We start from the raw sequence: 23531 nt of genomic DNA on the forward strand, positions 1-23531 counted from the left end.
AGGACCGAGGGCATACATTTTGTTGGGTTATATTCCAACAAAAACGTTTGTTTTTGTCGGGGTATAACCCGATCAACGTGGCGGCCGGCCTCACCCGCGAGGAGTTCATGACGAAGCTGCTGAAGTACCGGTAAAGGTAACGTTTACTCCAGATCGCCGAGAATCTCTCCGATTTGCCGGTGCAGAACAGGTATTTCCACTGTTGCCAGAGTCCAGACGTATTTCAAGTTCACGCCGGGATAATCGTGGATCAGCCGATCCCGGAGCCCCGAGATCTTTCTCCAGGGAATCTCCGGGTGTTCGTTTCGGAAATCATCCGGAACATGCTTTGCTGCTTCGCCGATAATCTCAAAAAATCTGATGAGACCCGCGCTGTATAGTGCATCCTCCAGAAACTCCTCATAACTCATTCGTCCGGTCGCCTTCATGATATTTTCAGATTGCTCGTACATATCCGCAAGATACGATCGCAACCCGGTCATGCCGTACCTCGCTCGCGTGCACAGAAAATAGCCTCCGTCATCACACTCGCACGGAACCTCTCACTCATCCACTCTTCGGGGACCAGATCTACTTTCCTCTGAAAAAGACCCTCAAGAAAATCCCCTAAATCCAATAGATTGTCATACGTGTCCATTTCCGGACGGAATGAGTATATGACGTCCAGATCCGATTCCGGTGTGTCCTCTCCACGCGACACGGAGCCGAAGATACCGATCGTTTTAATGCCGTATCTCTCCCGGAGGACAGGAAGCTCACGCTCAAGGAGGGCCAGAACTTGCGACTTGATGGATTGATATTCTTTCACCCTCGTTCACCTCCGGGACTTACCGATGATAGTTCTTTGCCATCACAGGATATGAGGTTTTGCCGGTTAGGGGTTGGCCTTGGATCGCGCCGGTTGATCCAGTAGATGATACGGGTTTTTACCCGGCAGAGGGGCAGCCACATCATTCTGCAGCACTCTGATGGAAGAGGTATCGTTGTCCACCAGGGAGAAGAACTTGGGAGAGGGATATTACGAGCGATCATCCGGCAGGCAGGCCTCACCCGCGAGGAGGTTATGGAGGGTTTTAGCGGTTTCATGAAGGTTATCGTGCCTGTTCAGGAGTGCGATCCAGCAAGCCGAATCGACAAAACACCTGTCATTACTCGTGAGCAACCCGTTTCGGCGATCCGTAGAGATAGTGGTCGTGCTCCGCTGCAAGGTCGGGGATATGGGTGTCTACGGCAAGCGACGCGATCTCGAAGGCGGGATCCTTGTCGGGCTCTTCCGGGGAGAGGTGTACTGTGATGGTGTATTTCTTGCTTCGAGATCGATGGGGCCGGACGGCCGGAAGACCGAGCCGTCAAACAGGACTTTTGTCATTCGAAGACCGCCTGCTGCACCGGAGGTTGATCCGGCCGTCCAGCGTCCAGATGCTTACCCGGTTCCGACCGAGGGAGAGTACCCGGGCATCGTAACAGATGGCCCCGTGCTCCCGGAACGAGATCTCGGTGAGAGACTTCAAGAGTTTGCCGAGAGCGGCGAGCATCTTGTTCTGCTCCTTGATCGCCTCCCGGGTGCTCCGATAACTCCCGGCAACCTTGCGGAGGGCAAGAATGGTCATCTGTGCCGAGAGCCCGAAGGTCCCCCGGATACGATGATACCGTCTGGCCTGGAGCCCACGGTCAGAGAACTGCCCCTCAGAAAAGGCAACCGGCGAGGCGGCGTTGCAGGCCGCATTGTACCGCTCCATCGTGGCGAACAGCAGCCGTCGTTCGTCGGGAGACGCAAACAACCGCAACTCAGTCACCGATTGCATACACCGTCTCGATTGGCGCTCGCCCGGCATAAAGAATACCGCCGCGAGGTGAACGTGTATCGGGATATGTGGAGGGCCGATTCCTCCCACGACTCAAGTCGCGGGAATCCTCAGCCCATTATTTTGAACGGAGCCCTGACAAAATCTTTATGCCTTATGGTAACCTATGGGTAGTTATGGCAACGACGATCCAGCTCCAACCCGAGACCAAGTCCCGCCTGGATACCCTGAAAACGCATCCTCGGGAGAGTTATGACGAGACACTCAATCGTATCCTGGACGCGTTCTTCGATCCGGAACCGCTCTCCGAAGAGACCCTGCAGGAGATCGAAGAAAGCATTGCGGACATGCGGGCCGGTCGGGGTCGCCCCTTCGAAGAGTATGCTCGGGAACGTGGCCTTAAATGATCTGGCGGCTTCACCTCCTGCCAGGGGCCGAGCGGAAACTCAATAAACTCCCGGACCTTGATGCCCAACGAATCAAGGACGAACTCGACGCCCTGGCAGACGAGCCGTACCCTCGCCTGTACGCCAAAAAACTGAAAGGACATCCGAATAGTCCGTTGTATTCTTTTCGTGTGGGACAGTACCGGATCATTCTTGTGTTCGAGGATAATGTGATGGTTATTGCCGTGATCGATGTCGGCAACCGGAGCAACGTCTATCGGAAATATTGAGGTAGCCGGAGACAAGCCCTTTGGAGACGCCGGTGGCGAGGGCGACTGTTCCGACCGTGGCCGATTGCCTGAGGCTGATGTGGCGGAGGATGCGGATGCGTTCTTCCGTCTTGAAGATCTCTCTGAGCATGATCCCGAGAGGTTGTTTGTGGTGGGGGGAGATGTTGTTTTCGATCCGTGAACAATATGTTCACGAAGCGTGAACGGAGGTCGCTTTCGGCTGGCGGAGGATCGTGTCGACCACCCCGTTTCGTGCTCATCTATGAGCTGAAGGCTCATGGCGGGCTCTGGAGAATGGGAATACTAGCATTATGCGGCAACACCGCGGCGTCTCTCTTTATCCGGTCTCCTGCATTCTCTCAATATACTCCTCTGATGCCATAGAATACCGTCGGTTTTGCACCCGGGTAACAATGCCCCGACCTCTGTCGGGGGTGGAGTCGTCCCGGCGGGATCCCCGGCCGCTCCAGGTTCTGCCGGGCAGCACGGTGCCGGCGAGACTCCTCAGAGTACGCCGGCCAGACCTTGAGCGATGACCGTCTGCCGGCGGGGCCTTCACCCGCTCCGCGGGCCCGAGGGGGTGCGGGACCGCTCTCCTGGTCGGTCTGCCGGCCCGGAGCCTTCCGGGCGGCCGCGGAGGTGCTCGTTGCTTCTTCTGTTTCCGGTTATGGTTGTTGGTATGGCGCGCATCGGGGATCGGGGCCGTCCCGGGCTTTTTCTCTCTCCCGGCCCGGGGCCGCCGGGGGCGACGATCCCGGCCCGGGCCGGGTTGGGAGAAGGGTCATTTAAAGCATGGATGGCCGGGAAACGCGATATCCGCGACCGGATGGGATCCGGTCGCTGTGCAGCCCGGAAAATGAAAGAATTTTTCCCTCAAGCCGGTTTTTGTCCGTTCTTATCCCAAATTAGCCCCTCTCAGCAACGATACGTTTTAGAAAAATTATTATATCAATACTTGCAGGTTCTCCCGCAAACCCCACCCCCCTCCCGGGGGCGGCGCCGCCGTTCCCACCCTCAAACCGGGTAATTTCCAATGATGTTCATGTAACTTTCCCTGATTCGAACCGGTATCTTTTTCCCCCCATTCATGACAATTTACATAACAGAAGCAGCGGCCCCGGCACCGCCCGCGAACAGCCGTACCGCCCCCCCTACGGGGATTTCCAACGACCCAGATTCCGGCATACCCATGATGCAGCCAGTCACTCCCCAGAGCCTCTCCTGCCCGGAGAGCGTCCATGCTGCCCCCTCCCCCGAGCCGGCGCTTGCCGCCGTCATCCCGGCCTACAACGAGGGCCTGGTGATCGGGAGCGTCGTTCTCCAGGCACGGCAGTACGCCGACCAGGTGATCGTCGTCGACGACGGCTCATCGGACCGGACCGCCGCGATCGCCCGGCTCGCCGGCGCCGACGTCATCGAGATGCCGGAGAACGGCGGCAAGGCAAAAGCGATGATGGCCGGGTTTGCCCGGGCCCGGGCCCTCGGCTACGAGGCCGTCGTGATGCTCGACGGCGACGGCCAGCACAACCCCGACGAGATCCCGGCCGTGGCGGCCCCGGTCCTCGCGGGCGTTGCCGACCTCGTCATCGGCTCCCGCTTCCTGGACGTGAAGGCGAAGATCCCCGCCTACCGTCGGGCCGGCCAGACGGTCCTCAACGGGTTCACGAACCTCTCGGTCGACGGCGGCAGCTTTGCAACGACCGACTCCCAGTCGGGCTTCCGGGCTCTCTCCCGCCGGGCCCTGGAGAACCTGACGTTCTCCTCGGAGGGCTACAACATCGAGTCGGACATGATCGCCCACTTTGCCCCGCTCGGTCTCGCGATGGCCGAGGTCCCGATCTCCGTCACCTACGACGTCCCCCACAAGCACAAGAAGAACCCGGTCTCCCACGGCTTCGGGGTGCTCGCCCGGATCGTCGGGTTGATCGGCTATAAGCGGCCTCTCCTCTCCTTCGGGATCCCGGGTGCCCTTATCACGCTGTTCGGGATCGGGGCGGAGATCTACACGTTCTCCGAGTTCTACCGCACCGCGCAGTTCCACTACATCGTCTTCACGGGCGGGTTTGCGGCGCTGATCCTCGGGCTGCTGCTCGTGACGTCGGGGTTGATCTTGAACTCGCTGGTGATCATCACCAGGAGTTCCGCGGCCGGGAGAGGTCCACTATGATTGCGGTTGTTCATGGGATCCAGCCTGAAAATATCGACAAATGTGGTACGCAAGGTTCCGGCTGGGGCATCTGTTGCCCGGCTGCACCTATCCGGGATCTGCTGGTGAAGGAGCAGAGAGCGGGGCAGAACGTATGAAGATCTTGCGTGTCGTCTCCGATCTCTACCCCTCGGTCGTTGGAGGGGTCGGCCTCCATGCCCACGAGATGTCCCGCATCCAGGCAGAGGGGGGGCATGATGTCACGGTCCTCACTTACCGAACCGACTCCGGGCAGCCCTCCTCCGAGGATAGGGACGGTTACCATATTGCCAGATCCGATGCATCACTCCGTCTCTTCGGGAATACGATCTCCTTCTCCCAGTTCTTCTCTCTCCTTCAACGCTGGGACTCTTACGATGTCGTTCACGCCCACTCGCACCTGTTCTTCTCCACGGTTCTCTGCACACTTGCCCGGAAGTTCCGGTCCACCCCGCTGGTCGTCACGAACCACGGCCTCGTGTCACAGACTGCGCCCGACTGGCTGCAACGGCTCTACCTCCCGACGATAGGGAGGTGGGTCTTCAGATCGGCGGATGCGATCATCTGCTACACTGGCACCGAACGAGGCCAGGTGGTCGATCTCGGTGTCTCCCCTGATAGGGTTCATGTCCTCCATAACGGCATCGACACCAACGTCTTTGTCCCTTCAGATTTGCCATCATCCAAAAAACAGATCCTCTGGATAGGACGGTTCACCCCGGGAAAAGGCGTGGAGTATCTCCTGAAAGGATTCCAGGATTTCTCCCGGGAATTCCCTGACTACACTCTCGTGATGGTCGGCAGGGGACCTCTGAGGGACGACTTCGTCAGGATGATCCGGGAGATGGATCTCGAAGACCGGGTGGTCCTCAGGGACTTCATCCCGAACAAGGAACTCCCCGGCCTGTACCAGGAGTCGTCTCTCTTCGTCCTTCCAAGCCTTGAGGAGGGTGTTCCCAGGACAATCCTGGAGGCGATGGCCTGCGGGAGGCCGGTGGTCTGCACCGCCCTCCCCCAACTCGTCGATATCGTCTCGGGGTGCGGGTCGCTCGTCCCCACCGGCGATGCCGGGGCCGTGGCCGATGCCCTCTCAGCACTGGCATCAGACCCGGTCCTCGCCCGTAGCCTCGGGCGGTCCGCGAGGGTGAAGGTTGTCTCACAGTATTCCTGGGATGATACGGTCGCAAAAACCCTCGACCTCTATGCTTCGCTGGCTCACCCCGTTCCCTCGGGTCACAGGGCGCCGCAGGTCTCGAAGGCTACGGAGAAATCCCCGAAGCTTGTAGATTCTGATAGAATTGACGGATAGGGATGTTTTCGTCCGGAGATAAAGATATGAAGATATCGATCATTGGTTGCGGGTATGTCGGCACGGTTACCGGAGTATGTTTTGCCAGCTTTGGCCATGACATCGTCTTTTACGATATTGATGAGAAGAAGCTGGACCTCCTTGCCCGGGGTGAGTCACCGATCTATGAGCCCTCTCTTGAGGACCTGATCCAGAAGAACCGGCAGCGCCTCGTCACGACCTCGGACCTCACGGCTGCGGTGCGCGATACGGATATCACATTCATCTGCGTCGGCACCCCATCCCGGGACGACGGGTCGATAGACCTCACCTATATCCTTTCTGCAGGTGCCACGATCGGAAAGGCCCTGCGGGAGACCCCGGACTTCCACCCTGTTATCGTCAAGAGCACCGTCTTCCCGGGAAGCACCGAGGGTCCGATCCGGTCGGCGCTCGAAGAGGCGTCAGGGAAGCAGGCGTTTGTGGACTTCGGCCTCGGCTCAAACCCGGAGTTCCTCCGGGAAGGAAACGCCGTCCACGACTTCTGCGTGCCCGACCGTATCGTGCTCGGTGCCGGGGACGCTCGGACGATGCGGGCGCTCGGGGACCTCTACGCCTCCTTTGCCTGCCCGAAGATCGAGACCTCGATCCGGACGGCGGAGATGATCAAGTACACGAGCAATGCCTTCCTTGCCACAAAGATCAGCTTCGCGAACGAGATCGGGAACCTCGCGAAGAAACTCGGGATCGATGCGGAGGAGGTCTTTGCCGGGGTCGGGCTCGACAACCGGATCGGCCCGGCCTTCTTCCGGACGGGGATCGGGTTTGGTGGTTCGTGTTTCCCCAAGGATGTCCGAGCGCTGATCGCCGGGGCGGGAGATCACCACGAAACTCTCCAGATCCTCCATGCGGCGCTGCGTGTCAACGAGGACCAGCCCCTGAAACTGGTCCAGCTGCTCCAGGCGCATATCCCCGACCTGAAGGGCCGGCGGATTGGCATTCTTGGGCTTGCTTTCAAGCCCGACACCGATGACATCAGGGAGAGCCGGGCCATCCCGGTCATCCGGGCGCTGCTCGATGCCGGCGCTGTGGTCGTCGCCTACGACCCTCTTGCTATGGAGAGCTTCTCTAAAATCTTCCCGGAGATCGAATACGCACCCTCGGCACAGGCTGTCCTCACGGCCGACGCCGTCCTGATCACGACCGAGTGGGAGGAGTTCGAGCGCCTCAACTACAGCGGGACGACCGTCATCGACGGCCGTCGGATCGCCGCGGCCTCTAAGACTGCCGACATCTACGAGGGGGTCTGCTGGTGACGGAGGTCCGGAAGGCCGTCATCCCGGCGGCAGGCCTCGGCACCCGGTTCCTCCCGGCAACGAAGTCGATGCCCAAGGAGATGCTCCCGCTCATCGACCGCCCGGTGATCCAGTATGTGGTTGAGGAGGCGATCGATTCGGGGATCGAAGACCTGATCATCGTCACCGGCCGGGGGAAGCGGGCAATTGAAGACTACTTCGACGACTCGCCGGAGCTTGAGATGCACCTGCGCGACCACGGGAAGTTTGAGACGCTCAAGATGGTACAGGACGTTTCCTCCCTCGTTGACATCCACTACATTCGGCAGAAGGAGCCAAGGGGGCTTGGCGACGCCATCATGCGTGCCGAGAAGCACATCGGCGACGAACCGTTCGCGGTGCTCCTCGGGGACGACATCATCAGGAACCATGTTCCCTGCACGAAGCAGCTCATCGACCTCTACCGGGAGAAGCAGCGATCCGTCATTGCGGTCGAGGCGGTTCCCCGGGAGAAGATCAGCAGTTACGGTATCATCCGGGGGACGCGGGTAAGCCCGTCGCTCTACCGGATCGACGATATCGTCGAGAAGCCCCGGGTTGAAGAGGCCCCCTCGAACATCGGAGCGATCGGCCGATATGTCTTCACCCCCCAGATCTTCGAATGCCTGGAGCACACGACCCCGGGCGTCGGCGGCGAGATCCAGCTCACCGACGGGATACGGATCCTCCTCCAGTTCCAGGACATTTACGCTCATGCGTTCCAGGGGAAGAGATATGATACCGGGGACAAGGCAGGATATATCGAGGCGATCATTGATTTTGCGTTAGAGAACCCTGAGACTCGTGATAGTATTCTTCAATACCTTGATAGAGCATTCATAAAACCGCCTATCTGGGATAGCTTAGAGTCTCAAACAATGGGGGTAAAGAAGGAACAGGAGCCTCAGGCAAATTATATGGTTGAGGAAAAGCCATGACCTATACTCGGTTTCATAAAAACGATTTAAAATTGATGCAAGAGACTTTTGCGCAAATGGATGGACGTATGTTGGATATTGGGTGTGGGAACCTTTTGGATCGTGTTGGTTTTACACCTGGTAGTGAATATATTGGTGTCGATATTGAAAAATCCAAATATACCGCATTAATTGCCGACATACACAAATTGCCTTTTAAAGACGGGGTCTTTGATGCTTGCATCTGTAATGCGGTTTTAGAGCATGTGCTTGAACCTGGAATAGCGTTACAGGAGTGTAACCGTATTCTAAGAGATGATGGGGTGTTATGGTTATCAGTTCCTTTTCTACAGCATATCCATTCAAACTATGACTTTAGGAGATTTACTGATCAAGGTTTAAGGTACGAGATTGGCAAGGCGGGCTTCTGTTTGGATAAACTCTATGGAAGTTATGGCGTACTGGACAACATAGAATATTTGCTTTTCAGCGCGATTGGTTGGAGAGTTACCCGAGATAAGGACTACAAAACCTTCGGTTCACTTCTCTACATTCTTGTCCTCGGATTATTTTTCATGATAACTAAGATCTTTGGCTCTCTTTTTTCATTTCAACAGAGGAAAGATATCCATCATGCCACAAATTTCACCATAATTGCACACAAAGAGAAATAACGGGAGTTATTTATGTCCAAAATCGTGATCACTGGCGGGGCTGGCTTCATCGGTTCGCACATTGCAGAGAAATTGGTATCAGAACACGAAATCATCATTATCGATAACCTCGATGACTACTACTCGCTGGAGTTAAAGCGACGGAACCTTAAACTCCTCCTCGCAAACCCGAATGTGCAGTTTATCGAGGGCGATATCACCGATACTGATCTTCTCCGGCGGGTGATCGATGCTGACGTGGAGTTCGTCTACCACGAGGCCGCCCAGGCCGGTGTTCGGATATCGGTCGAGGACCCGTTCAAACCGAATAACGTCAACGTGCTTGGCACCCTGAACGTCCTCAAGGCCTCCCTCGATGCCGGTGTCAAGCGGGTGATCAACGCCTCCTCCTCTTCGGTCTACGGGAAGGTGAAGTACCTCCCCTTCGATGAAGCACATCCCACCATGCCGGTCTCCCCCTACGGGGTTTCAAAACTTGCCGCCGAGCACTACTGCCGCGTCTTCTACGAGGTCTACGGCCTCCCGACGGTCTCGCTACGCTACTTCACGGTCTACGGGCCCCGGATGCGCCCGGACCTCGCGATCTCCATCTTCACCGGCAAGATGCTCGCAAACGAGCCGATCACGGTCTATGGAGACGGCAAGCAGACCCGCGATTTCACCTATATCGACGATATCGTCCGGGTGAACCGGCGGCTGCTTGATACGAATGCTGCCGATGGCTATGCGATGAATGTCGGCGGCGGCCACCGGATCACGGTGAACGACCTGATCGCTCACCTTCGGGAGATCACCGGGAGTGCTTCTGAGATTGTGTACTCTGACAAGCAGAAGGGCGATGCGGAGCATACGCTTGCGGACACTTCTCTTGCAGAGAAATTGGTCGGATACAGGCCGGAAGTTTCTATCAGAGAAGGCCTGGGCAGGTTTGTTGCATGGTATAGGCAGCATCGCTGAGAAAACTATGTTTACCAATTATGTTTACAAGGCCTATAGAGTTGCTAATAGACCGAAATCGTGGTCCTAAATATAGATCTGAGGGATAATATGAGATTGCTGGTTTGCACAACGGAGTACTATCCTCACGGTTCGGGTATTGCTAATGTTGCATATAATGTTGTTCAACAGTTAGAAAAGAAGGGAGTTGAATGCATTGTTTGTTCTCCTACGGGGCCTGATATAAAAATTGAAGCCATACCCAGGTGCGGCAGGCTCTCTCTTATACATTACTGGCATAGAGTATCAAAATACTTTCAAAATCGACAAGATCAATATGATTTGGCCTGGTTACACTATCCATTAATTTTAAAATCCAATCCCTTCAAGAAGAGCTATGTGACCATTCATTCAACAGCATATGGCATAAAGTATCCATGCTATCTAAAACCATACCAAATCATGGGTATGGCCCTTGAAAATTATTGTCTGAATAAACTGGATGCAAGTATCCCTTTTTCTTCAGTCAGTGAACAATCAATTTCAGATTTAAAAGCAAATGGAATTGATCGGAAAAAGGTCATAAAAATAATTAACGGGGTAGATGCGGATGTATTTAGCTCCAATAGCGAAAAAAATGAAATTCGGGCTAGATATGGCTTGCCAATGGGGTCTAGGATATTTCTATCGGTTGGAAGGTTAACTTACCACAAAATGCCGTTTAGGATGATGGATCTATTCAAAAGGATTCAAAAATATTCTGAGGATTACCTTTTGGTCATTGTTGGAGCGGGCAAACTTTTACCGGAGTTAGAAGCATACGCGAGAAAGAATGACGTGCGGGTGAAGTTTTTGGGTTATGTCAGATCCGAAGAATTACCTGAAATATACAGTTGCTCAGATTTTTTCTTTATGACTAGCAAATATGAGGGGGGGGAACCCACTCTTACGGTAGCAGAAGCTTTGGCGTCAGGTTTGCCATGTATTGCTTCGAGGATACCTAATTTTAAGTTAATCGAAGAGAATAACTTAGGACTGTTGTTCCACCCTTCAAACGATGATATAGCAGAGTCTGAAATTCTAGGTTACTTAAATAATTATGACTCAAATTATTCTAAAGAGATCCGAAATTATGCTAGGAAAAACTTAGACTGGGAGATAATCTCAAATAAATACTTTAAGGAATTTTATAATGTTATCCAGGGTTGATCCGTGATGCGAGAGATCTAAATGACATGTGATAATCTAAGACATCAGTATCCCTATGCTTGCGCTGATTACCATATTATAACCCCAGAGTATGAGGGAGGTATGCCCCGTTTGAGCCTTGCAGAGACAATGATCTCGAGTTTGTCGTGTATTGTGTCTGATATCCCGGAATTAGCGACTGTGATAGACGCCGACTGTAGGAAAACCTTTAACTATGGGGATGTTAGTATGGCATCTGTTCAGATGTTGAATTATCTATTAAATATATCAAATGAACGTTCTGAACACTCAAGAAATGCGAAAGGGTACGTTCTCGACCAATTGGATTGGTATCTTATTTCCGAGCAGTATCCTAGTGTATTTGGGGATTATGTTATTTCTGGTGATTTAATAGAGGGAAATCCCCTGCATCTTCTAATATAAATGTAGAATGTAATTTTGAGCGTATATTTTGATGTTTGTCGGAATGGATTTGCTTATGAATAAAAAAAATTTGAAATTGGGGATTTTTTCTTTTCCGTTAACTAAATCAAATGCTACACCCAGCAAAAATTTAGTACATATACTCAGTTCGATTGCATCTCGAACGTATCTGCTGACCAGTACTGATTATTTAGATCAGATCGATGAGTATCCTCGGGTCCGTACTTATAGTATTAACTACACTTTAGAATTTAATTCGATTAAAAAAATCGTCAAGTATTTGCAGAGGGAATTACGACTCGCTCTACTTGTAAAGGCGTTAAATAAAAACGTTGACGCTTGGGTTTTTTTCTTTGGTGGTGATAAATATATTCTGCCAATGCTGACTGCAAAATTACTTGGGAAAAAAATCATATTACTCAAAGGTGGATCGAGTATCAAAGATGCCTTATCCATTAATGACTTGTTCTATAGAGCGACTTTATTTTCATTAAATGTAAATTTTCATCTTTCTACATATATAGTGCTTTATTCTCACAGTCTTATATCCGAATGGAACTTTGAAAAATACCGCCACAAAATCCTCATCGCCCACGAGCACTTCCTCGACTTCAGCACCTTCTCCGTCACCACTCCTCTGCCCGGCCGGCCCCCTCTCATCGGCTACATCGGCCGACTGAGCGGGGAGAAAGGCGTCCAGCACTTCGCCCAGGCCCTCCCCGCCATCCTCGCCGACCGGCAAGACCTCCGGGTGCTCATCGGCGGGGATGGGCAGTTGAAAGAGTCGATCGAGGCCTCTCTGCAGGAAAGGGGTGTCACCGCCCACGTCGACCTCCCGGGCTGGATCTCCCACGACGATCTTCCCAACTACCTCAACCAGCTCCAGCTCCTCATCCTCCCCTCCTACACCGAAGGGCTCCCGAACATCATGCTCGAGGCCATGGCCTGCGGGACCCCGGTGCTCGCGACGCCGGTCGGGGCGATACCGGATGTTATAATAGACGGCAAGACCGGATTTATTATGGAGAATAACTCGCCGGAGTGCATTGCAGAGAATGTAAAGAGGGCGCTCGACTCCCCGGACCTGGAGCAGATCGCGAAGGACGGAAGGCGGTTTGTGGAGGAGAATTTTTCGTTTGAAAGAACCGTGGAGAACTGGAAGGAAATTCTTCAGAGCGTCGAGTAGTCATGTTCAGCCCCAGTGCAATCCATATGCAGCGCTTCCAGAAGGTCGTCCTGATCTTTTTATTTCTCCTCCTGAGCGTAGCACTCATTATCACCTGGAATACACCCGCCACGGGCTATGAGTCCTCGATCTATCGATCGACGCCGCTCATACTCTGGGTGAGCTTGATCGCTTCGGTGATTGTTGGGATTACACTTATCGTTGTATCGATAGCAAAGAATGAATTGGAACAGAGTTCCCTCTGGAAGATAGGGTTTTTGCTCGTATTCCTGTGTTACACTATCTGCCTAGCTCTCTTTATCATTCGTGGTTATTACATGTGGTGTATGGGTGGAGATCCGGCCAGCCATATTGGGTTGATTAAAGAAACACTCGATACGGGACATGTTTCAACCTCGCTAATTTATCCGATCACTCATATTTACCTGTCTGAGTTCGTCTTTTTTACCGGTCTTGATCTGGTCGTTTTACATAAAATAGTACCGCTCACCTTTGGACTGCTCTGCGCTCTGTGTATGTACGTTCTTGCTAAAGCCTTATTTGCGAATTATGGTGGTGCTGTACTTGCCGGGGTTATCAGTTGTTGTTTGACGTTTGGTTGGTATCATAATCTGACACCGAACGCACTTTCTAATATGTTAATTCCTTTTGCGTTATTTTTAATTGTTAGGTTCCTTCAAAAGAGGGTATGGACCTGGGCCGTCCCGTTATCGGCTATCATCATCTTCTATCCTGTTTTTCATGTCCTTCCAGCTATTGTCCTGGGGCTGATGCTCCTCACACTCTGGATCCCTGGTAAATTGGTGGAGGTGCTTCAAAATCTACGCGAAAAAAAGGCATTTATCTTAAAGTACAACAGTGAGGATTTCCGACTAGTATTTCCTTTTCTGTTACTATTTAGCTGGTTTATCTTTTGGATCTCTTCGTTCCACGTTTTTGGATATACTATTAAAGATATATATGATACCCTCGCTTTAGAGGAAAAAGAATCAAAAGGTGCAGCTTTCCTAGATCAGATCTCTTATGCACAGAATTATGGGTACAGTGTTATTGAGCAAGCCCTTAAGGTGTACGGTGTACAAGCGCTTCTTGTTCTTCTCTCATTATTGGCTCTACTGTTGTTATGGAGAGAATTTACTGCTAGAGGTCAGAATATGCCTCTTTTATCGTTTTATGGCCCATTCTTCGTCATTTTATTTATTATGGGTATCCTCTTTATTTTCAACCTGCCGTTCGGCCCGCTTAGATTTATGATCTATATTTCAATGCTGGGAACATTATTCGCAGCGTATCTCCTCTCGCACTTTTTGGTTGATAGAAAATCGAAGAATAATTCTTTACTACAAAGAACCGCCTTTAAAGTGCCGTGTGTAACTGCGGTAATTATCCTTCTATTCCTCGCCAGTATGCTTATCCTCTATCCGTCGCCGTATAATCTAGGGGCGAACTACCACACAACACAATCTGAGGTTATGGGGATGACATTCTTTTACGATTATCGTGATGTGGACATACCTGTAACAGGGATTACCGTCGCTCCAGGAAGATTTTCCCGTGCGTTTCTAACTCCTGAAGAGCAATCTGTTCAACGTCTTCCTATGTATCTTGGAGGTCGGATTGTTCCATGGCATTTCGGATACGATAGACATCATACATTAGCAGCTCATTATACCGATGAGATTGATATGATTATAACTCAAAGGGACAGATTGCAGTATGTAGATTTATTCCCTAATATGGCGAAATTACGATTTACTGAACAGGATTTTGAGCAACTGGATTATGATCCTGGTATGAGTTTCCTGTACTCAAACGGAGGCTTTGACCTCCGGAAAGTTACTACAGTAGTTTAAGGTGGTCGTTTGAGAAATATTCTTATCATTACCTATTTCTTCCCTCCTACGCCCAATATCGGTGGAATTCGTTTATATGGGCTTGCAAAGTACCTCACTGAGTATGGCTGGAACCCAATCATGTTGACACCAGTCTTGCCAGGGGAACCAGATTCGCGATTCCGCGTTATTCAAACGCCCTACGACGACGTGGTTGGGCTCTGGAAGAAACGCATGGGGCTAAATACAAAAGAATCGTTAAATGCTCAATTGGGGGTTTCCAGGGCGAAAGATCGCCCCTCTGTCATAGATCGCCTTGTATACCTCCCGAATGAAATAATCACCTATCCCGATCCTATCAGGGGTTGGTATAAGCATGCAGGTCAGGCGGGAGAAAGACTTCTCCAGAGTGAGCGGATCGATGCAATCCTCAGCTCATCATACCCCATAACGTGTCACCTTATTGCCAAGACTCTCGCGGAGAAGTACCAGATCCCCTGGATTGCGGATCTCCGTGATCTCTGGACTCAGAATCCTTATCATAATCATTGCGCTCTCCGGAGGTTTGCTGAAAGGCGCCTGGAACTCCGGACACTTGACAAAGCGAGTGCACTGGTGACGGTATCCAGGCCTCTGGCAGACGACCTGAGCCGCCTGCACACCCATAAACCAGTATATGTTATCACTAACGGATTTGATCCAGAGGATGCATCTTTTGCCCCACCGGAATTAACGGATAAATTCACCATAACCTATACTGGGGCGCTTTATGGCGGAAAACGGGATCCCTCAATGCTCTTTGAAGCTCTAAAAAATCTAATAAGTGATGGTGTTATCGACCCAGAGCGTGTTGAAGTCCGTTTCTTCGGCTCACAGGATCCCTGGTTATGCGACGAGATCAAGGGCGCCGGCCTGGAAGGTGTTGTCAAAGTTTTCGGGTTCGTCCCGAGAGACCAGGCGCTCCAGAGGCAGCGTGAGTCACAACTCTTACTCTTGCTCTTATGGAACAACCCGCAGGAGAAAGGGGTGTACACCGGGAAGGTCTTTGAGTACCTTGCCGCCGGGAGGCCGATCATCACGCTAGGCGGTCCAGAAGAGAGTGTCGTGAAAGATTTGCTTAACGAGACACGGGCCGGGCATTACGCAACATCGTTGGAGGACCTGGAAGTTGCCTTGTCCAAGTATTATTCGGAGTACGTAAGAACCGGAGCAATACCCCCCACTGAAGAGAGTGCAACCTCCAAATACAGTCATCTGGAGATGGCGAAAAAATTCGCTGGCGTTCTTGATAAGGTCCAAACAGAGGCATCTCAGCATTCCACGTCCGTAGCTGCACGTAGTGATTCGGCGCAGAAGTTCACTCAATAAGGCCCCAAAAATACCGCTTATGTCCTGGCGTTCAAGGGAAAGGTGGCCTTAGAAATTTTTCTGGAATGCTGTATTGTGCTGAAAATCGTACACTGGCCCTGTATCAGTTCATCTGCTGGAAGCAGGCGTTCCGCTTCTGCCCACTCTTCAGAATTTGATCGTTTGAAGATCTTGAGTGTTCCGCGATAAGTCAAATCTTGCCATTGCGCCATGAGATTGAGGATCTGGGATCAACCTCCCTTATCAGAGATCTTCTAGAGGGCCACGTCATTGTTCCGGGAATAAATCTTCCGTAAATAATCATACCCCGCGGCCAGATAGAAGTTACAGATCCTGTCCGCTCTCTCTTTCTGCCCGGAACGATAGAGAACATCAACAATCCGTCGAAGGTGCTTCTCCTCGTACGGCAGGTGGTTCCCCATGTTTGAGTTGATCAGGGTCAGCTCAGCAACTTTCCCGGGCGCCACTTCAACACGCTCCTGGAAGTAATCAAAGAAACGCAGACTACCCACTCCATTTCGCACGTAGGCAGCAGATATTTTCAACCATTCGTACATCTCATCGTCTATCTCATCGAATATCGAGATCCAGTTAAACAATCCCGCCAGGATCTTCTGCTTATCTGGCTCAACATCCCCGACTGCATAGCGGTTCATGATCCACCTCCAGAGCGCTTTTACCTTCCCTTTCATCTCTGCATTGAGCAAATCATGTCTATTGAAGTACCAAATCGCCCAGATCATGGTAGATATCTGCTTAAGATCACCCCGCTCGATCAGCTCCGACAGCAAACTCCCGGGATCGTCTATTTCCTCCTCAGCGTTGAGGTATTCCCGACAGATGCTTGCAATAAGGAGTTTCCGCACCTCATGATCATCATCAAAGGCCCCAAGGGCTCTAGAATAGTCGCGATGATCCCGCAGGAGCCTGTAACACTTTCTGCTCGGCGCGGCATACCGTATGTATCCCCTGAATGCAGACCTCCAGTGATTCTCATCACCCCTGGGAAATATAGCATCCAGGTTTTCTGTCACCCAGTCCTCATCCAGATAGCAGAGCTGCGGCAGGCACCTCCCCACTACAGCCAAAAACTCAAGGGTCCTCTCAGATGGCCGGCCGAGCTGGCTGACAAACCGATCCCTGATGCTTCTTACCCAGCGGGTTCCTGATTCCTTCTCAATTATCGGAGCGACGCTCATTGAGTAAGAGATCATTGTGTGGAAGATCGCAGATTGCGGTGTTATTACCTGCAGCATAGTAAAGTCGCTCGCGTCTCTGACTTGAGGGGTCGTCCTGTCTGCCAGGATCGTAAGGATCTTCTCAGTTTTTGAGCGTAACTCTGGTCTGGAGAGATATTCCTCATGTCTTACGCCTTCCGTGATCAGATCGCTAATCGCTACTACCGCATCGGGCTCGAAGTTATATCTTGCATCTCCGGTCTCCTCTCTCAAGAAATCTTCCGATTCGACAAGATACAGGATGTAGTCGATCGCCAGACCCCAATCCAGGGCGGAACCTCCTTTTCGGGCATCGGTTAATCCTCTCAGGAGGGCGTTCAGATAGATGGATGGTAGTTCTGGGCGCTCTTCGAGGATACTGTAGAATTTATCCGGTGTTTGTGCAACGCAATCCCCAAAAACATGTGCCAAGCCTCTGCTTGATAGCCCCTTGAATCCTGATATGATACGAGCGATATGAGCATTCATTCCTGGGACTGATTCACCTGGCATGCAGCGTCATGATCGCGAAAGTATTGGGATGACCTCATCATCAACATTCTTTCGCGCAGCAATTCGGAGAATATAACTTCATCCTCGTCCAGATAATAGATCCAAAACTGTCTAAAATTCAGATCAATTACAGGGGAATCGATAAGAGAGCACGCCCCGGTACACCGGGGAGCCTTTGAGCCAGACAGATGACAGGCAACCACCAGCAGAGCATAGTCTCCAGGTTCCTTTCATGCCTGATCCCGGTCGTGAAGAGGAACCCCCATACTTCCCGGGCGATTGAGTTTATCCTGAATAATCCGCTCTACAAAGGCGTACTCATCCTCGGCAGCGGCACCGCGGTTGCCCAGTTGATCGGGCTTGTCACGATGCCGATCATCACCCGGCTCTACCTCCCATCAGAGATGGGTATTCTTGCGGTGTATTCGTCTGTCCTGGCGATCTTCGGCGTCGGAGCCACTCTCCGCTATGAATTCGCATATGCACTCCCCAAAGAGAACGAAGACACGATCAATCTCTTTGGGTTGTGTCTGATACTCCTGTGTATCACAACGTCGGCGTTTGCGCTCATTCTCTTTTTTGGAAGGGATCTGCTGGTCAATGCGCTCGACCTTGGGGTTATTGAGCAGTACATTTGGTTCCTCCTCATCGGCTTCTTCGGGATGGGCCTGTATACCATGTTAAACTACTGGGCTGTCCGGCAGAGGGATTACAAAAGGATCACTTACACGAAGATCAACCAGGGTGCCGGCGGTTCGGTATGCAAGATCCTCCTCGGCATTCTCTCTCTCGGGCCGGTAGGGTTGATTATTGGGCATATTGTTTCCCAGATCGCCGGGATAACCACGCTTGCCCGTGCGATGTGGAGGAAGGAGAGAAATAATCTCAAGGCCATCTCCTGGAGCCGCATGAAGAGCGTCGCAAAGACATACAGGAGTTTTCCGGCGTTTAATTTTCCAGCCTCCATTGTCAATACAATGTCGCTGGAGCTTCCTTCCCTCATGCTGCTTGCGCTCTATGATCCGGCGGTTGTGGGATTTTACGCGCTTGCCAATATGCTAGTGGTGCTTCCAGGCAGGTTTGTTTCAGGTTCAATGGGACAGGCATACCTTGGGGAAGCATCGAAGATGGTTCGGGAAAGGTCGCAGGAACTGCGGTCCCTGTATGTGAGAACACTCAAGCACCTGTTGGTGATTGCTATCCCTCTGATCGGCATCCCAGCACTGTGTGCTCCGTTTGTGGTCCCGTTCATTTTTGGAGGTTCGTGGGCTGAGGCAGGATGGTACTGCTGGCCGTTGGCACTGGCGGCTATAATGGGGTTTGTGGTATCTCCAACATCGTTCTTAAGTCTATATGGTTACAATCGGTGGCAGCTCATCTGGGACATTGGGCGGGTTATTTTAGCTTTATTTGGATTTTATGTCAGTTACGCTCTTGGATTTCCAGTGCTCATCACTCTTTTGGTGTATTCGATTATAAGAGTTTCAATGAACTACATTCTCATTATATTAAATATTAAAGCAATGTCCAATATCTTAAATAGAACCTTAGTCGACAACTAATTTCTAAAAAGAATTTCAAAACTGTTTTATATGCTTATAACACCAATATATGGTGTAGATTTCCAATGAGACTAATATTTACTGGAGATTTTTCTGTTAGCGGAATTTTCTCCCAAAATGTATCGTCTGGAAATGAAATACTAGATGAAGAAATTAGAGAGATATTTCAAAACGCCGACTATGTAAATATCAACCTCGAGAACCCCATCACCAACGCTCCATTCAGGGAAAAGAGGGGGATTGCATTAAGAGCTCCCCCGAAAACTGCAGAATATTTGAAGGATCGTTACATTAACATCTGCACACTGGCAAACAACCATATCATGGATTGTGGTCGCATTGGGCTGAATAATACCATAGATTCTCTTAACCAAAATGGAATTAAATTCTATGGGATTGGCGGTCATCACTCCTACCTTCTGTTAAATAAAGATAATATAAAAGTTGCACTGATTGCTTCCTGCCACAAAGAAGGTCCTTTGTGGGATGGATATAATCCTGCACCCTTTTCATTTAAAATGAGAGATTTAAAACAATTAATCAAAAAAATTAAAAATACTGACGAACCAGATTATATCATATTTAGCTATCATGGAGGGACAGAGTTCAACCTCATCCCGGAGCCGGGGAGGCGAAGATTTTTCCATAAATTGACCGATTCAGGTATCGACATCATAATTGGTCATCATGCTCATGTCCCGCAGGGAATAGAGGTTCATGAGAGAAGCATTATTGTTTATGGGCTCGGTAATTTCTGCTTTGACATACCTTGCCATAAAAAACATCAATATACAGCAGAATCCTATTTTATTGAATTAAATCTTGCTAAAAGCAAACCCCCATCTATTACTAAATATTATATAGGAATAGATGGAGATACGGGACATGTGTCATTAAACAATAATGAAACGGTGAGGAATTCTTTTGATGACAAATTACAAGTGTTTCAAACTTCAAAAAAGTACAATTCTCACTGGGAGCGAGAAGCTTTTAGAGTGTACTTCGGCAATAAATTGACCTCGAATGCGAACAATAGCGAAAAAATCTTGAAACGGTCCGCATCTCCAAATAAGATGAATAAAAGAGTGCAAAATAGCATTAATCAGAGAGGATTAATTCGGACAATGTACCTTTCAATGAGAGTGATAATACGAGATATTGTGCATCCAGCTAGGAGAGTCTTGCTGATTGGGGCGACTAAATATGTTTTTAAGAGAACTGGAAATGGTTAGTAATATACTTTACTCCTAATGTACTGCTTCTTATTATTGCTAAGATCGTGAATGGCGCCTCTGAAGCATTTATTACACTTAGATGCCTCACCTTTAATGAGAATTTATGGGGATACTACTGGGAGTCAGGCCATGAAGGTTGAAATGTCTTTCCATAATCATTACTACCCGTGGACGGAAATCAAAGCTAATGATATTACCTGCTGGCTGAAGGGAACGTTCTTCTATGAGAATGAACTCCTTCGGGGTGATGATGTCGTTCGTCTCTTTTCTTCAGTCCTAGAGGGCTCCCGGGTCGACCATGAAGCCCTGAAGGCCCTTCTCCTTGCTCTGAACGGGAACTTTGCCCTTACTATGGAGAGTCCCGGGTGTATCTTCTGCGCGGTGGACCGTGTCAGGAGTACCCCTCTTTTCTACGCTGTGAGCGGGAGTGAGGCTCTCTTTTCGGACGATGCGAACCATCTCCGGGACCGCCTGAATCCTCCCTTCAATGAAGAAAACGGTGCCGAGTTCTTGGTCACCGGATATGTCACCGGCCCCGACACCCTCTTTGATGGAATATCCCAGATCCTGGCCGGGGAGTATCTCGTCTACAACAAAAGGGATGGAGCCCTTGCCACACACTTTTATCACCGTTTCTGGCATGGGAATTACTTCTCGGACTCGGACGAGGAGTTGTTGGACCAGCTTGACGAAGTCTTTGTGCGTGTCTTTGAGCGGCTTATCGAGTCCACAAAGGGCCGCCAGATCGTGGTCCCTCTCAGTGGAGGGCTGGACTCGCGGATCATCGTTGCGATGCTGAAACGGCTCGGTGTGGAGGGGGTGATCTGTTTTACCTACGGGAAGAAGGGCAACCGGGAGGCAGAGATCAGCAGGCAGGTGGCGGAGGCGCTGGGGTACCAATGGCATTTCGTTGAGTATACTAATGAGAAGTGGTATGCCTGCGCGTATGCAGATGATATGAAGGCATATTATTCTTACGCGGGCAACCTGGTGTCAATTCCCCACATACAGGACTATCTCGCCGTTAAGGAACTGAAGGGAGAGGGAAAGATCCCTGAAAACGTGGTCTTTGTGCCGGGACACAGTGGGGATATGCTTGCAGGAAGTTGGATTCCCCAAGATTACGATCAACCGCAGGCCTATACTTTTGAAAAGTTCCTGGAAGATAGCCTGAAAAAACACTATCGGCTCTGGAAGTGGGATGAGGCTGAACTTGGGTCTCTCTTCGAGGGTAAGATCGGGAAAAGCGTAGAGGACATTTCAGTCCACAACAATGAATCTTGTGCGAATGTAATAGAACTATTTAATTTCAATGAGAGGCAGGCGAAGTTCATTGTCAATTCTGTTCGCGTCTATGAGTTTTTTGGATTTCAGTGGCGAATCCCACTGTGGGATGCAGAATTGATCGATTTCTTCCTGAGGGTGCCATTGATGTTGAGGCTCAAACAGGTGCTATATCGGGAATATGCAATGAATAAATTGTTTATAGGTCCTTTAGAAACTCTACGGAATCTTGATAGCACTGCCAATCTTAAGGTTGGTAGTAAGCATTACGCTCGCAATGGCTTTATATCGAATATCAAATCTTCCCTGAAAGAATTACCGTTACTTGGGAAACTTGGGAAAAACGTCTATACTTTCAGGCGAATCCATACCGAGTACGACACCCATCCTCTTGCTTGGTACGGTATCCTTCCGAAAGATCGCTTCCTAAAAATATATTCGGGCGCAGAACATGTCAATTCATTTGTTGGATTATCCTATATCAATAGGCTCTGTCCCGCTTCGTTAAGTGGTGCAGTTAAGAGATACTTCAAGAATGCAGATCAGGTACTGTCAGCACTATAAGTGCAGGTAGTTGTATGTTTGTGCTCTCTATGAGGCTGCAAATGTGAGAATTAAGTTTTGTGGATGAGTAGAACTCGATGCACAGAATAGGCCGGCCCTGCCACCCGGTGGCGAGGTTGTCGATGATGACGACGTCGTGGTGTTGAGCTAAGTGCGATGTTCCGCAGGAACGGAGCGGGAGCACCGTTAAGGTGCGACTGTGTCTGCAAGGTTTGACCCGATGAAGCCGGCCCCGCCGGTGACGATGTAGCGCATGAATAGTTTACGTTGAGTGTCGGTTTAGGGCTTTCTGAATTGAACTGGGGGCGGCTGGTCTGCCTTTGTTCTGGCGTGGGCCCGGGACATTGCAGTTGGCGTTCTGTTTGAAGAGGAGCAGCCCACGAACAAAAGCATGGGCAGTGATGAAAGATCGGGAGCTCTGATATCCCCTTATTCAGCCTTCCAGCATGCCCCCTCATAGACTAATCCGACCGTGTCTGCCACCAGACGACAGTGGAGATCCGAACGGATTCGCACGATGTCTTTATGGATATCTTTTGCCTGATCAAGGAATTCAGCGCTAAACTTGATATCGAGCATACGGGAGTCAAACTCCGGGTCAGAATCCACTTCTCTGAACTGGTCACTGATGATACCCGGCTCCGGCCACCCATCCGGCGGGGGCATCATTGAGTAAACGCCCGTTTCCCCGACAACCCTGATCTCCGCAACATCGAGCTTTGCCGCGGTCTCCAGATCCGGGAGCGAGAATGAGGTGCCTGATGGGTGATTGTGAGTCAGTATCTGGTGTTGTGAACTCAATCGGTCTGCATCTGGTATCTTGACGTGTAAGACCCCATTGTAATCGCTGCTGTAACTGTGCAACAACTCTCCCTGACTGGTGAAGATGCCGACGACCTCTTGATCACTCAGATGCCTGATCTCCTTCTCGAAATGGATGGTGTCCGGGTGTCTACAGAATATCTGCGGTACTGTCATGCTTGGTATCACAGATCTTGCGCTGTACAGTCACTTAGATTCAACTTTTCCTGCCTGATACCGGAAGGGCAGGCTGTTCTCCCCACCTTTCACCCCCCACCCAGCACCCGCACGATCACCGCCACCACCCCACCCACAACCCCGCCGGCCCCGGCGCTGCCCGTCGACAACCTCCGCTCCTCCCCGGCCTTCTCTGCCCGCCACCCCTCCAGCGCCCGGATCCGGGCCTCGAACTCCTCAAGTCGCATCTTGCGGTACTCCCGCTCCGGTTCTCACGAACCATCGCGTCCTGCGCCTCCATTCGCTGCAACATCTTACAGATCCAATTCACATCCCGTTTTGTCT

Annotated in this window: 22 protein-coding genes; 16 read left to right on the forward strand and 6 right to left on the reverse strand. The window is 51.0% G+C overall.

The window, feature by feature from the left end; genetic code table 11:
* Positions 1-143 precede the first annotated feature (143 nt).
* Complete coding sequence (locus tag FKB36_RS09855) at positions 144-482, reverse strand: HepT-like ribonuclease domain-containing protein (protein WP_261597890.1); 339 nt, start codon at positions 480-482, stop codon at positions 144-146.
* Positions 479-808 carry a nucleotidyltransferase family protein gene (locus FKB36_RS09860; RefSeq protein ID WP_261597891.1) on the reverse strand — a complete coding sequence of 110 codons (330 nt, stop codon included), beginning with the start codon at positions 806-808 and terminating at the stop codon, positions 479-481. Before FKB36_RS09860 ends, FKB36_RS09855 begins: the two co-directional genes overlap by 4 nt.
* 105 nt (positions 809-913) lie before the next feature.
* On the opposite strand from FKB36_RS09860, the gene FKB36_RS09865 reads away from it, so the two are divergent.
* Positions 914-1294, forward strand: coding sequence for a type II toxin-antitoxin system HicA family toxin (locus FKB36_RS09865; RefSeq protein WP_082070463.1), 381 nt, complete (start codon positions 914-916; stop codon positions 1292-1294).
* 55 nt (positions 1295-1349) lie between these two features.
* Here FKB36_RS09865 and FKB36_RS09870 read toward each other — a convergent pair whose 3' ends face one another.
* A complete protein-coding gene (locus tag FKB36_RS09870; protein WP_261597892.1) occupies positions 1350-1805 on the reverse strand; it encodes a hypothetical protein in 456 nt (151 codons plus the stop codon).
* A gap of 176 nt (positions 1806-1981) precedes the next feature.
* Here FKB36_RS09870 and FKB36_RS09875 point away from each other — a divergent pair, with 176 nt between their 5' ends.
* From FKB36_RS09875 to FKB36_RS09930, 12 genes are all read left to right on the forward strand, one after another.
* Positions 1982-2212 (forward strand): DUF7557 family protein, encoded by a 231-nt coding sequence (locus tag FKB36_RS09875; protein ID WP_014868006.1) that lies wholly within the window; start codon positions 1982-1984, stop codon positions 2210-2212.
* Positions 2209-2481 (forward strand): type II toxin-antitoxin system RelE family toxin, encoded by a 273-nt coding sequence (locus FKB36_RS09880; protein ID WP_014868005.1) that lies wholly within the window; start codon positions 2209-2211, stop codon positions 2479-2481. Before FKB36_RS09875 ends, FKB36_RS09880 begins: the two co-directional genes overlap by 4 nt.
* A 1189-nt stretch (positions 2482-3670) precedes the next feature.
* Positions 3671-4648, forward strand: a complete 978-nt coding sequence (locus tag FKB36_RS09885; RefSeq protein ID WP_261597893.1) for a glycosyltransferase family 2 protein — start codon at positions 3671-3673, stop codon at positions 4646-4648.
* Positions 4649-4781: 133 nt separating this feature from the next.
* Positions 4782-5975, forward strand: a complete 1194-nt coding sequence (locus tag FKB36_RS09890) for a glycosyltransferase family 4 protein (RefSeq protein WP_261597894.1) — start codon at positions 4782-4784, stop codon at positions 5973-5975.
* A 26-nt stretch (positions 5976-6001) separates the two neighbouring features.
* On the forward strand, positions 6002-7270 hold the full coding sequence (locus tag FKB36_RS09895) for a UDP-glucose dehydrogenase family protein (protein WP_261597895.1): 1269 nt from the start codon (positions 6002-6004) through the stop codon (positions 7268-7270).
* Complete coding sequence (galU, locus tag FKB36_RS09900; protein ID WP_315901836.1) at positions 7267-8226, forward strand: UTP--glucose-1-phosphate uridylyltransferase GalU; 960 nt, start codon at positions 7267-7269, stop codon at positions 8224-8226. Before FKB36_RS09895 ends, galU begins: the two co-directional genes overlap by 4 nt.
* Positions 8223-8879, forward strand: a complete 657-nt coding sequence (locus FKB36_RS09905; protein ID WP_261597896.1) for a class I SAM-dependent methyltransferase — start codon at positions 8223-8225, stop codon at positions 8877-8879. The genes galU and FKB36_RS09905 overlap by 4 nt, the downstream gene beginning before the upstream one ends.
* 12 nt (positions 8880-8891) lie before the next feature.
* Positions 8892-9836, forward strand: a complete 945-nt coding sequence (locus FKB36_RS09910; RefSeq protein ID WP_261597897.1) for an SDR family oxidoreductase — start codon at positions 8892-8894, stop codon at positions 9834-9836.
* A 90-nt stretch (positions 9837-9926) separates the two neighbouring features.
* Entirely contained in the window at positions 9927-11024 is a 1098-nt protein-coding gene (locus FKB36_RS09915) for a glycosyltransferase family 4 protein (protein WP_261597898.1), read from the forward strand.
* Between the two features lie 946 nt (positions 11025-11970).
* Positions 11971-12633, forward strand: coding sequence for a glycosyltransferase family 4 protein (locus FKB36_RS09920; protein ID WP_261597899.1), 663 nt, complete (start codon positions 11971-11973; stop codon positions 12631-12633).
* 26 nt (positions 12634-12659) lie between these two features.
* Positions 12660-14486, forward strand: a complete 1827-nt coding sequence (locus tag FKB36_RS09925) for a hypothetical protein (RefSeq protein ID WP_261597900.1) — start codon at positions 12660-12662, stop codon at positions 14484-14486.
* Positions 14487-14495: 9 nt separating this feature from the next.
* Positions 14496-15833 (forward strand): glycosyltransferase, encoded by a 1338-nt coding sequence (locus FKB36_RS09930; RefSeq protein ID WP_261597901.1) that lies wholly within the window; start codon positions 14496-14498, stop codon positions 15831-15833.
* Positions 15834-16087: 254 nt separating this feature from the next.
* On the opposite strand, the gene FKB36_RS09935 is transcribed toward FKB36_RS09930, so the two are convergent.
* Positions 16088-17563, reverse strand: a complete 1476-nt coding sequence (locus FKB36_RS09935; RefSeq protein WP_261597902.1) for a hypothetical protein — start codon at positions 17561-17563, stop codon at positions 16088-16090.
* A 188-nt stretch (positions 17564-17751) separates the two neighbouring features.
* On the opposite strand from FKB36_RS09935, the gene FKB36_RS09940 reads away from it, so the two are divergent.
* From FKB36_RS09940 to FKB36_RS09950, 3 genes are all read left to right on the forward strand, one after another.
* A complete protein-coding gene (locus FKB36_RS09940; protein WP_261597903.1) occupies positions 17752-19125 on the forward strand; it encodes a lipopolysaccharide biosynthesis protein in 1374 nt (457 codons plus the stop codon).
* A 65-nt stretch (positions 19126-19190) separates the two neighbouring features.
* On the forward strand, positions 19191-20357 hold the full coding sequence (locus FKB36_RS09945) for a CapA family protein (RefSeq protein ID WP_261597904.1): 1167 nt from the start codon (positions 19191-19193) through the stop codon (positions 20355-20357).
* A gap of 132 nt (positions 20358-20489) precedes the next feature.
* On the forward strand, positions 20490-22208 hold the full coding sequence (locus tag FKB36_RS09950) for an asparagine synthetase B family protein (protein ID WP_261597905.1): 1719 nt from the start codon (positions 20490-20492) through the stop codon (positions 22206-22208).
* Positions 22209-22637: 429 nt separating this feature from the next.
* Here the strand turns inward: FKB36_RS09950 and FKB36_RS09955 are convergent, their stop codons facing one another.
* Both FKB36_RS09955 and FKB36_RS09960 read right to left on the reverse strand, forming a co-directional pair.
* The gene (locus FKB36_RS09955; protein ID WP_261597906.1) at positions 22638-23186 is read right to left on the reverse strand and encodes a hypothetical protein; all 549 of its coding nucleotides are present in this window, start codon (positions 23184-23186) and stop codon (positions 22638-22640) included.
* An 89-nt stretch (positions 23187-23275) separates the two neighbouring features.
* Entirely contained in the window at positions 23276-23434 is a 159-nt protein-coding gene (locus FKB36_RS09960) for a hypothetical protein (RefSeq protein WP_261597907.1), read from the reverse strand.
* Positions 23435-23531 lie beyond the last annotated feature (97 nt).

This window comes from Methanoculleus formosensis (assembly GCF_025384765.1).
In the GTDB taxonomy this organism is placed as follows: domain Archaea; phylum Halobacteriota; class Methanomicrobia; order Methanomicrobiales; family Methanoculleaceae; genus Methanoculleus; species Methanoculleus formosensis.

Coding starts and splice junctions, on each gene's coding strand:
- FKB36_RS09855 (WP_261597890.1), bottom strand. CDS start 482: ATGACCGGGTTGCGATCGTATCTTGCGGATATGTACGAGCAATCTGAA.
- FKB36_RS09865 (WP_082070463.1), top strand. CDS start 914: ATGATACGGGTTTTTACCCGGCAGAGGGGCAGCCACATCATTCTGCAG.
- FKB36_RS09870 (WP_261597892.1), bottom strand. CDS start 1,805: ATGCAATCGGTGACTGAGTTGCGGTTGTTTGCGTCTCCCGACGAACGA.
- FKB36_RS09875 (WP_014868006.1), top strand. CDS start 1,982: ATGGCAACGACGATCCAGCTCCAACCCGAGACCAAGTCCCGCCTGGAT.
- FKB36_RS09880 (WP_014868005.1), top strand. CDS start 2,209: ATGATCTGGCGGCTTCACCTCCTGCCAGGGGCCGAGCGGAAACTCAAT.
- FKB36_RS09885 (WP_261597893.1), top strand. CDS start 3,671: ATGATGCAGCCAGTCACTCCCCAGAGCCTCTCCTGCCCGGAGAGCGTC.
- FKB36_RS09890 (WP_261597894.1), top strand. CDS start 4,782: ATGAAGATCTTGCGTGTCGTCTCCGATCTCTACCCCTCGGTCGTTGGA.
- FKB36_RS09895 (WP_261597895.1), top strand. CDS start 6,002: ATGAAGATATCGATCATTGGTTGCGGGTATGTCGGCACGGTTACCGGA.
- FKB36_RS09905 (WP_261597896.1), top strand. CDS start 8,223: ATGACCTATACTCGGTTTCATAAAAACGATTTAAAATTGATGCAAGAG.
- FKB36_RS09910 (WP_261597897.1), top strand. CDS start 8,892: ATGTCCAAAATCGTGATCACTGGCGGGGCTGGCTTCATCGGTTCGCAC.
- FKB36_RS09915 (WP_261597898.1), top strand. CDS start 9,927: ATGAGATTGCTGGTTTGCACAACGGAGTACTATCCTCACGGTTCGGGT.
- FKB36_RS09925 (WP_261597900.1), top strand. CDS start 12,660: ATGCAGCGCTTCCAGAAGGTCGTCCTGATCTTTTTATTTCTCCTCCTG.
- FKB36_RS09935 (WP_261597902.1), bottom strand. CDS start 17,563: ATGCCAGGTGAATCAGTCCCAGGAATGAATGCTCATATCGCTCGTATC.
- FKB36_RS09940 (WP_261597903.1), top strand. CDS start 17,752: ATGACAGGCAACCACCAGCAGAGCATAGTCTCCAGGTTCCTTTCATGC.
- FKB36_RS09945 (WP_261597904.1), top strand. CDS start 19,191: ATGAGACTAATATTTACTGGAGATTTTTCTGTTAGCGGAATTTTCTCC.
- FKB36_RS09950 (WP_261597905.1), top strand. CDS start 20,490: ATGAAGGTTGAAATGTCTTTCCATAATCATTACTACCCGTGGACGGAA.
- FKB36_RS09955 (WP_261597906.1), bottom strand. CDS start 23,186: ATGACAGTACCGCAGATATTCTGTAGACACCCGGACACCATCCATTTC.
- FKB36_RS09960 (WP_261597907.1), bottom strand. CDS start 23,434: ATGCGACTTGAGGAGTTCGAGGCCCGGATCCGGGCGCTGGAGGGGTGG.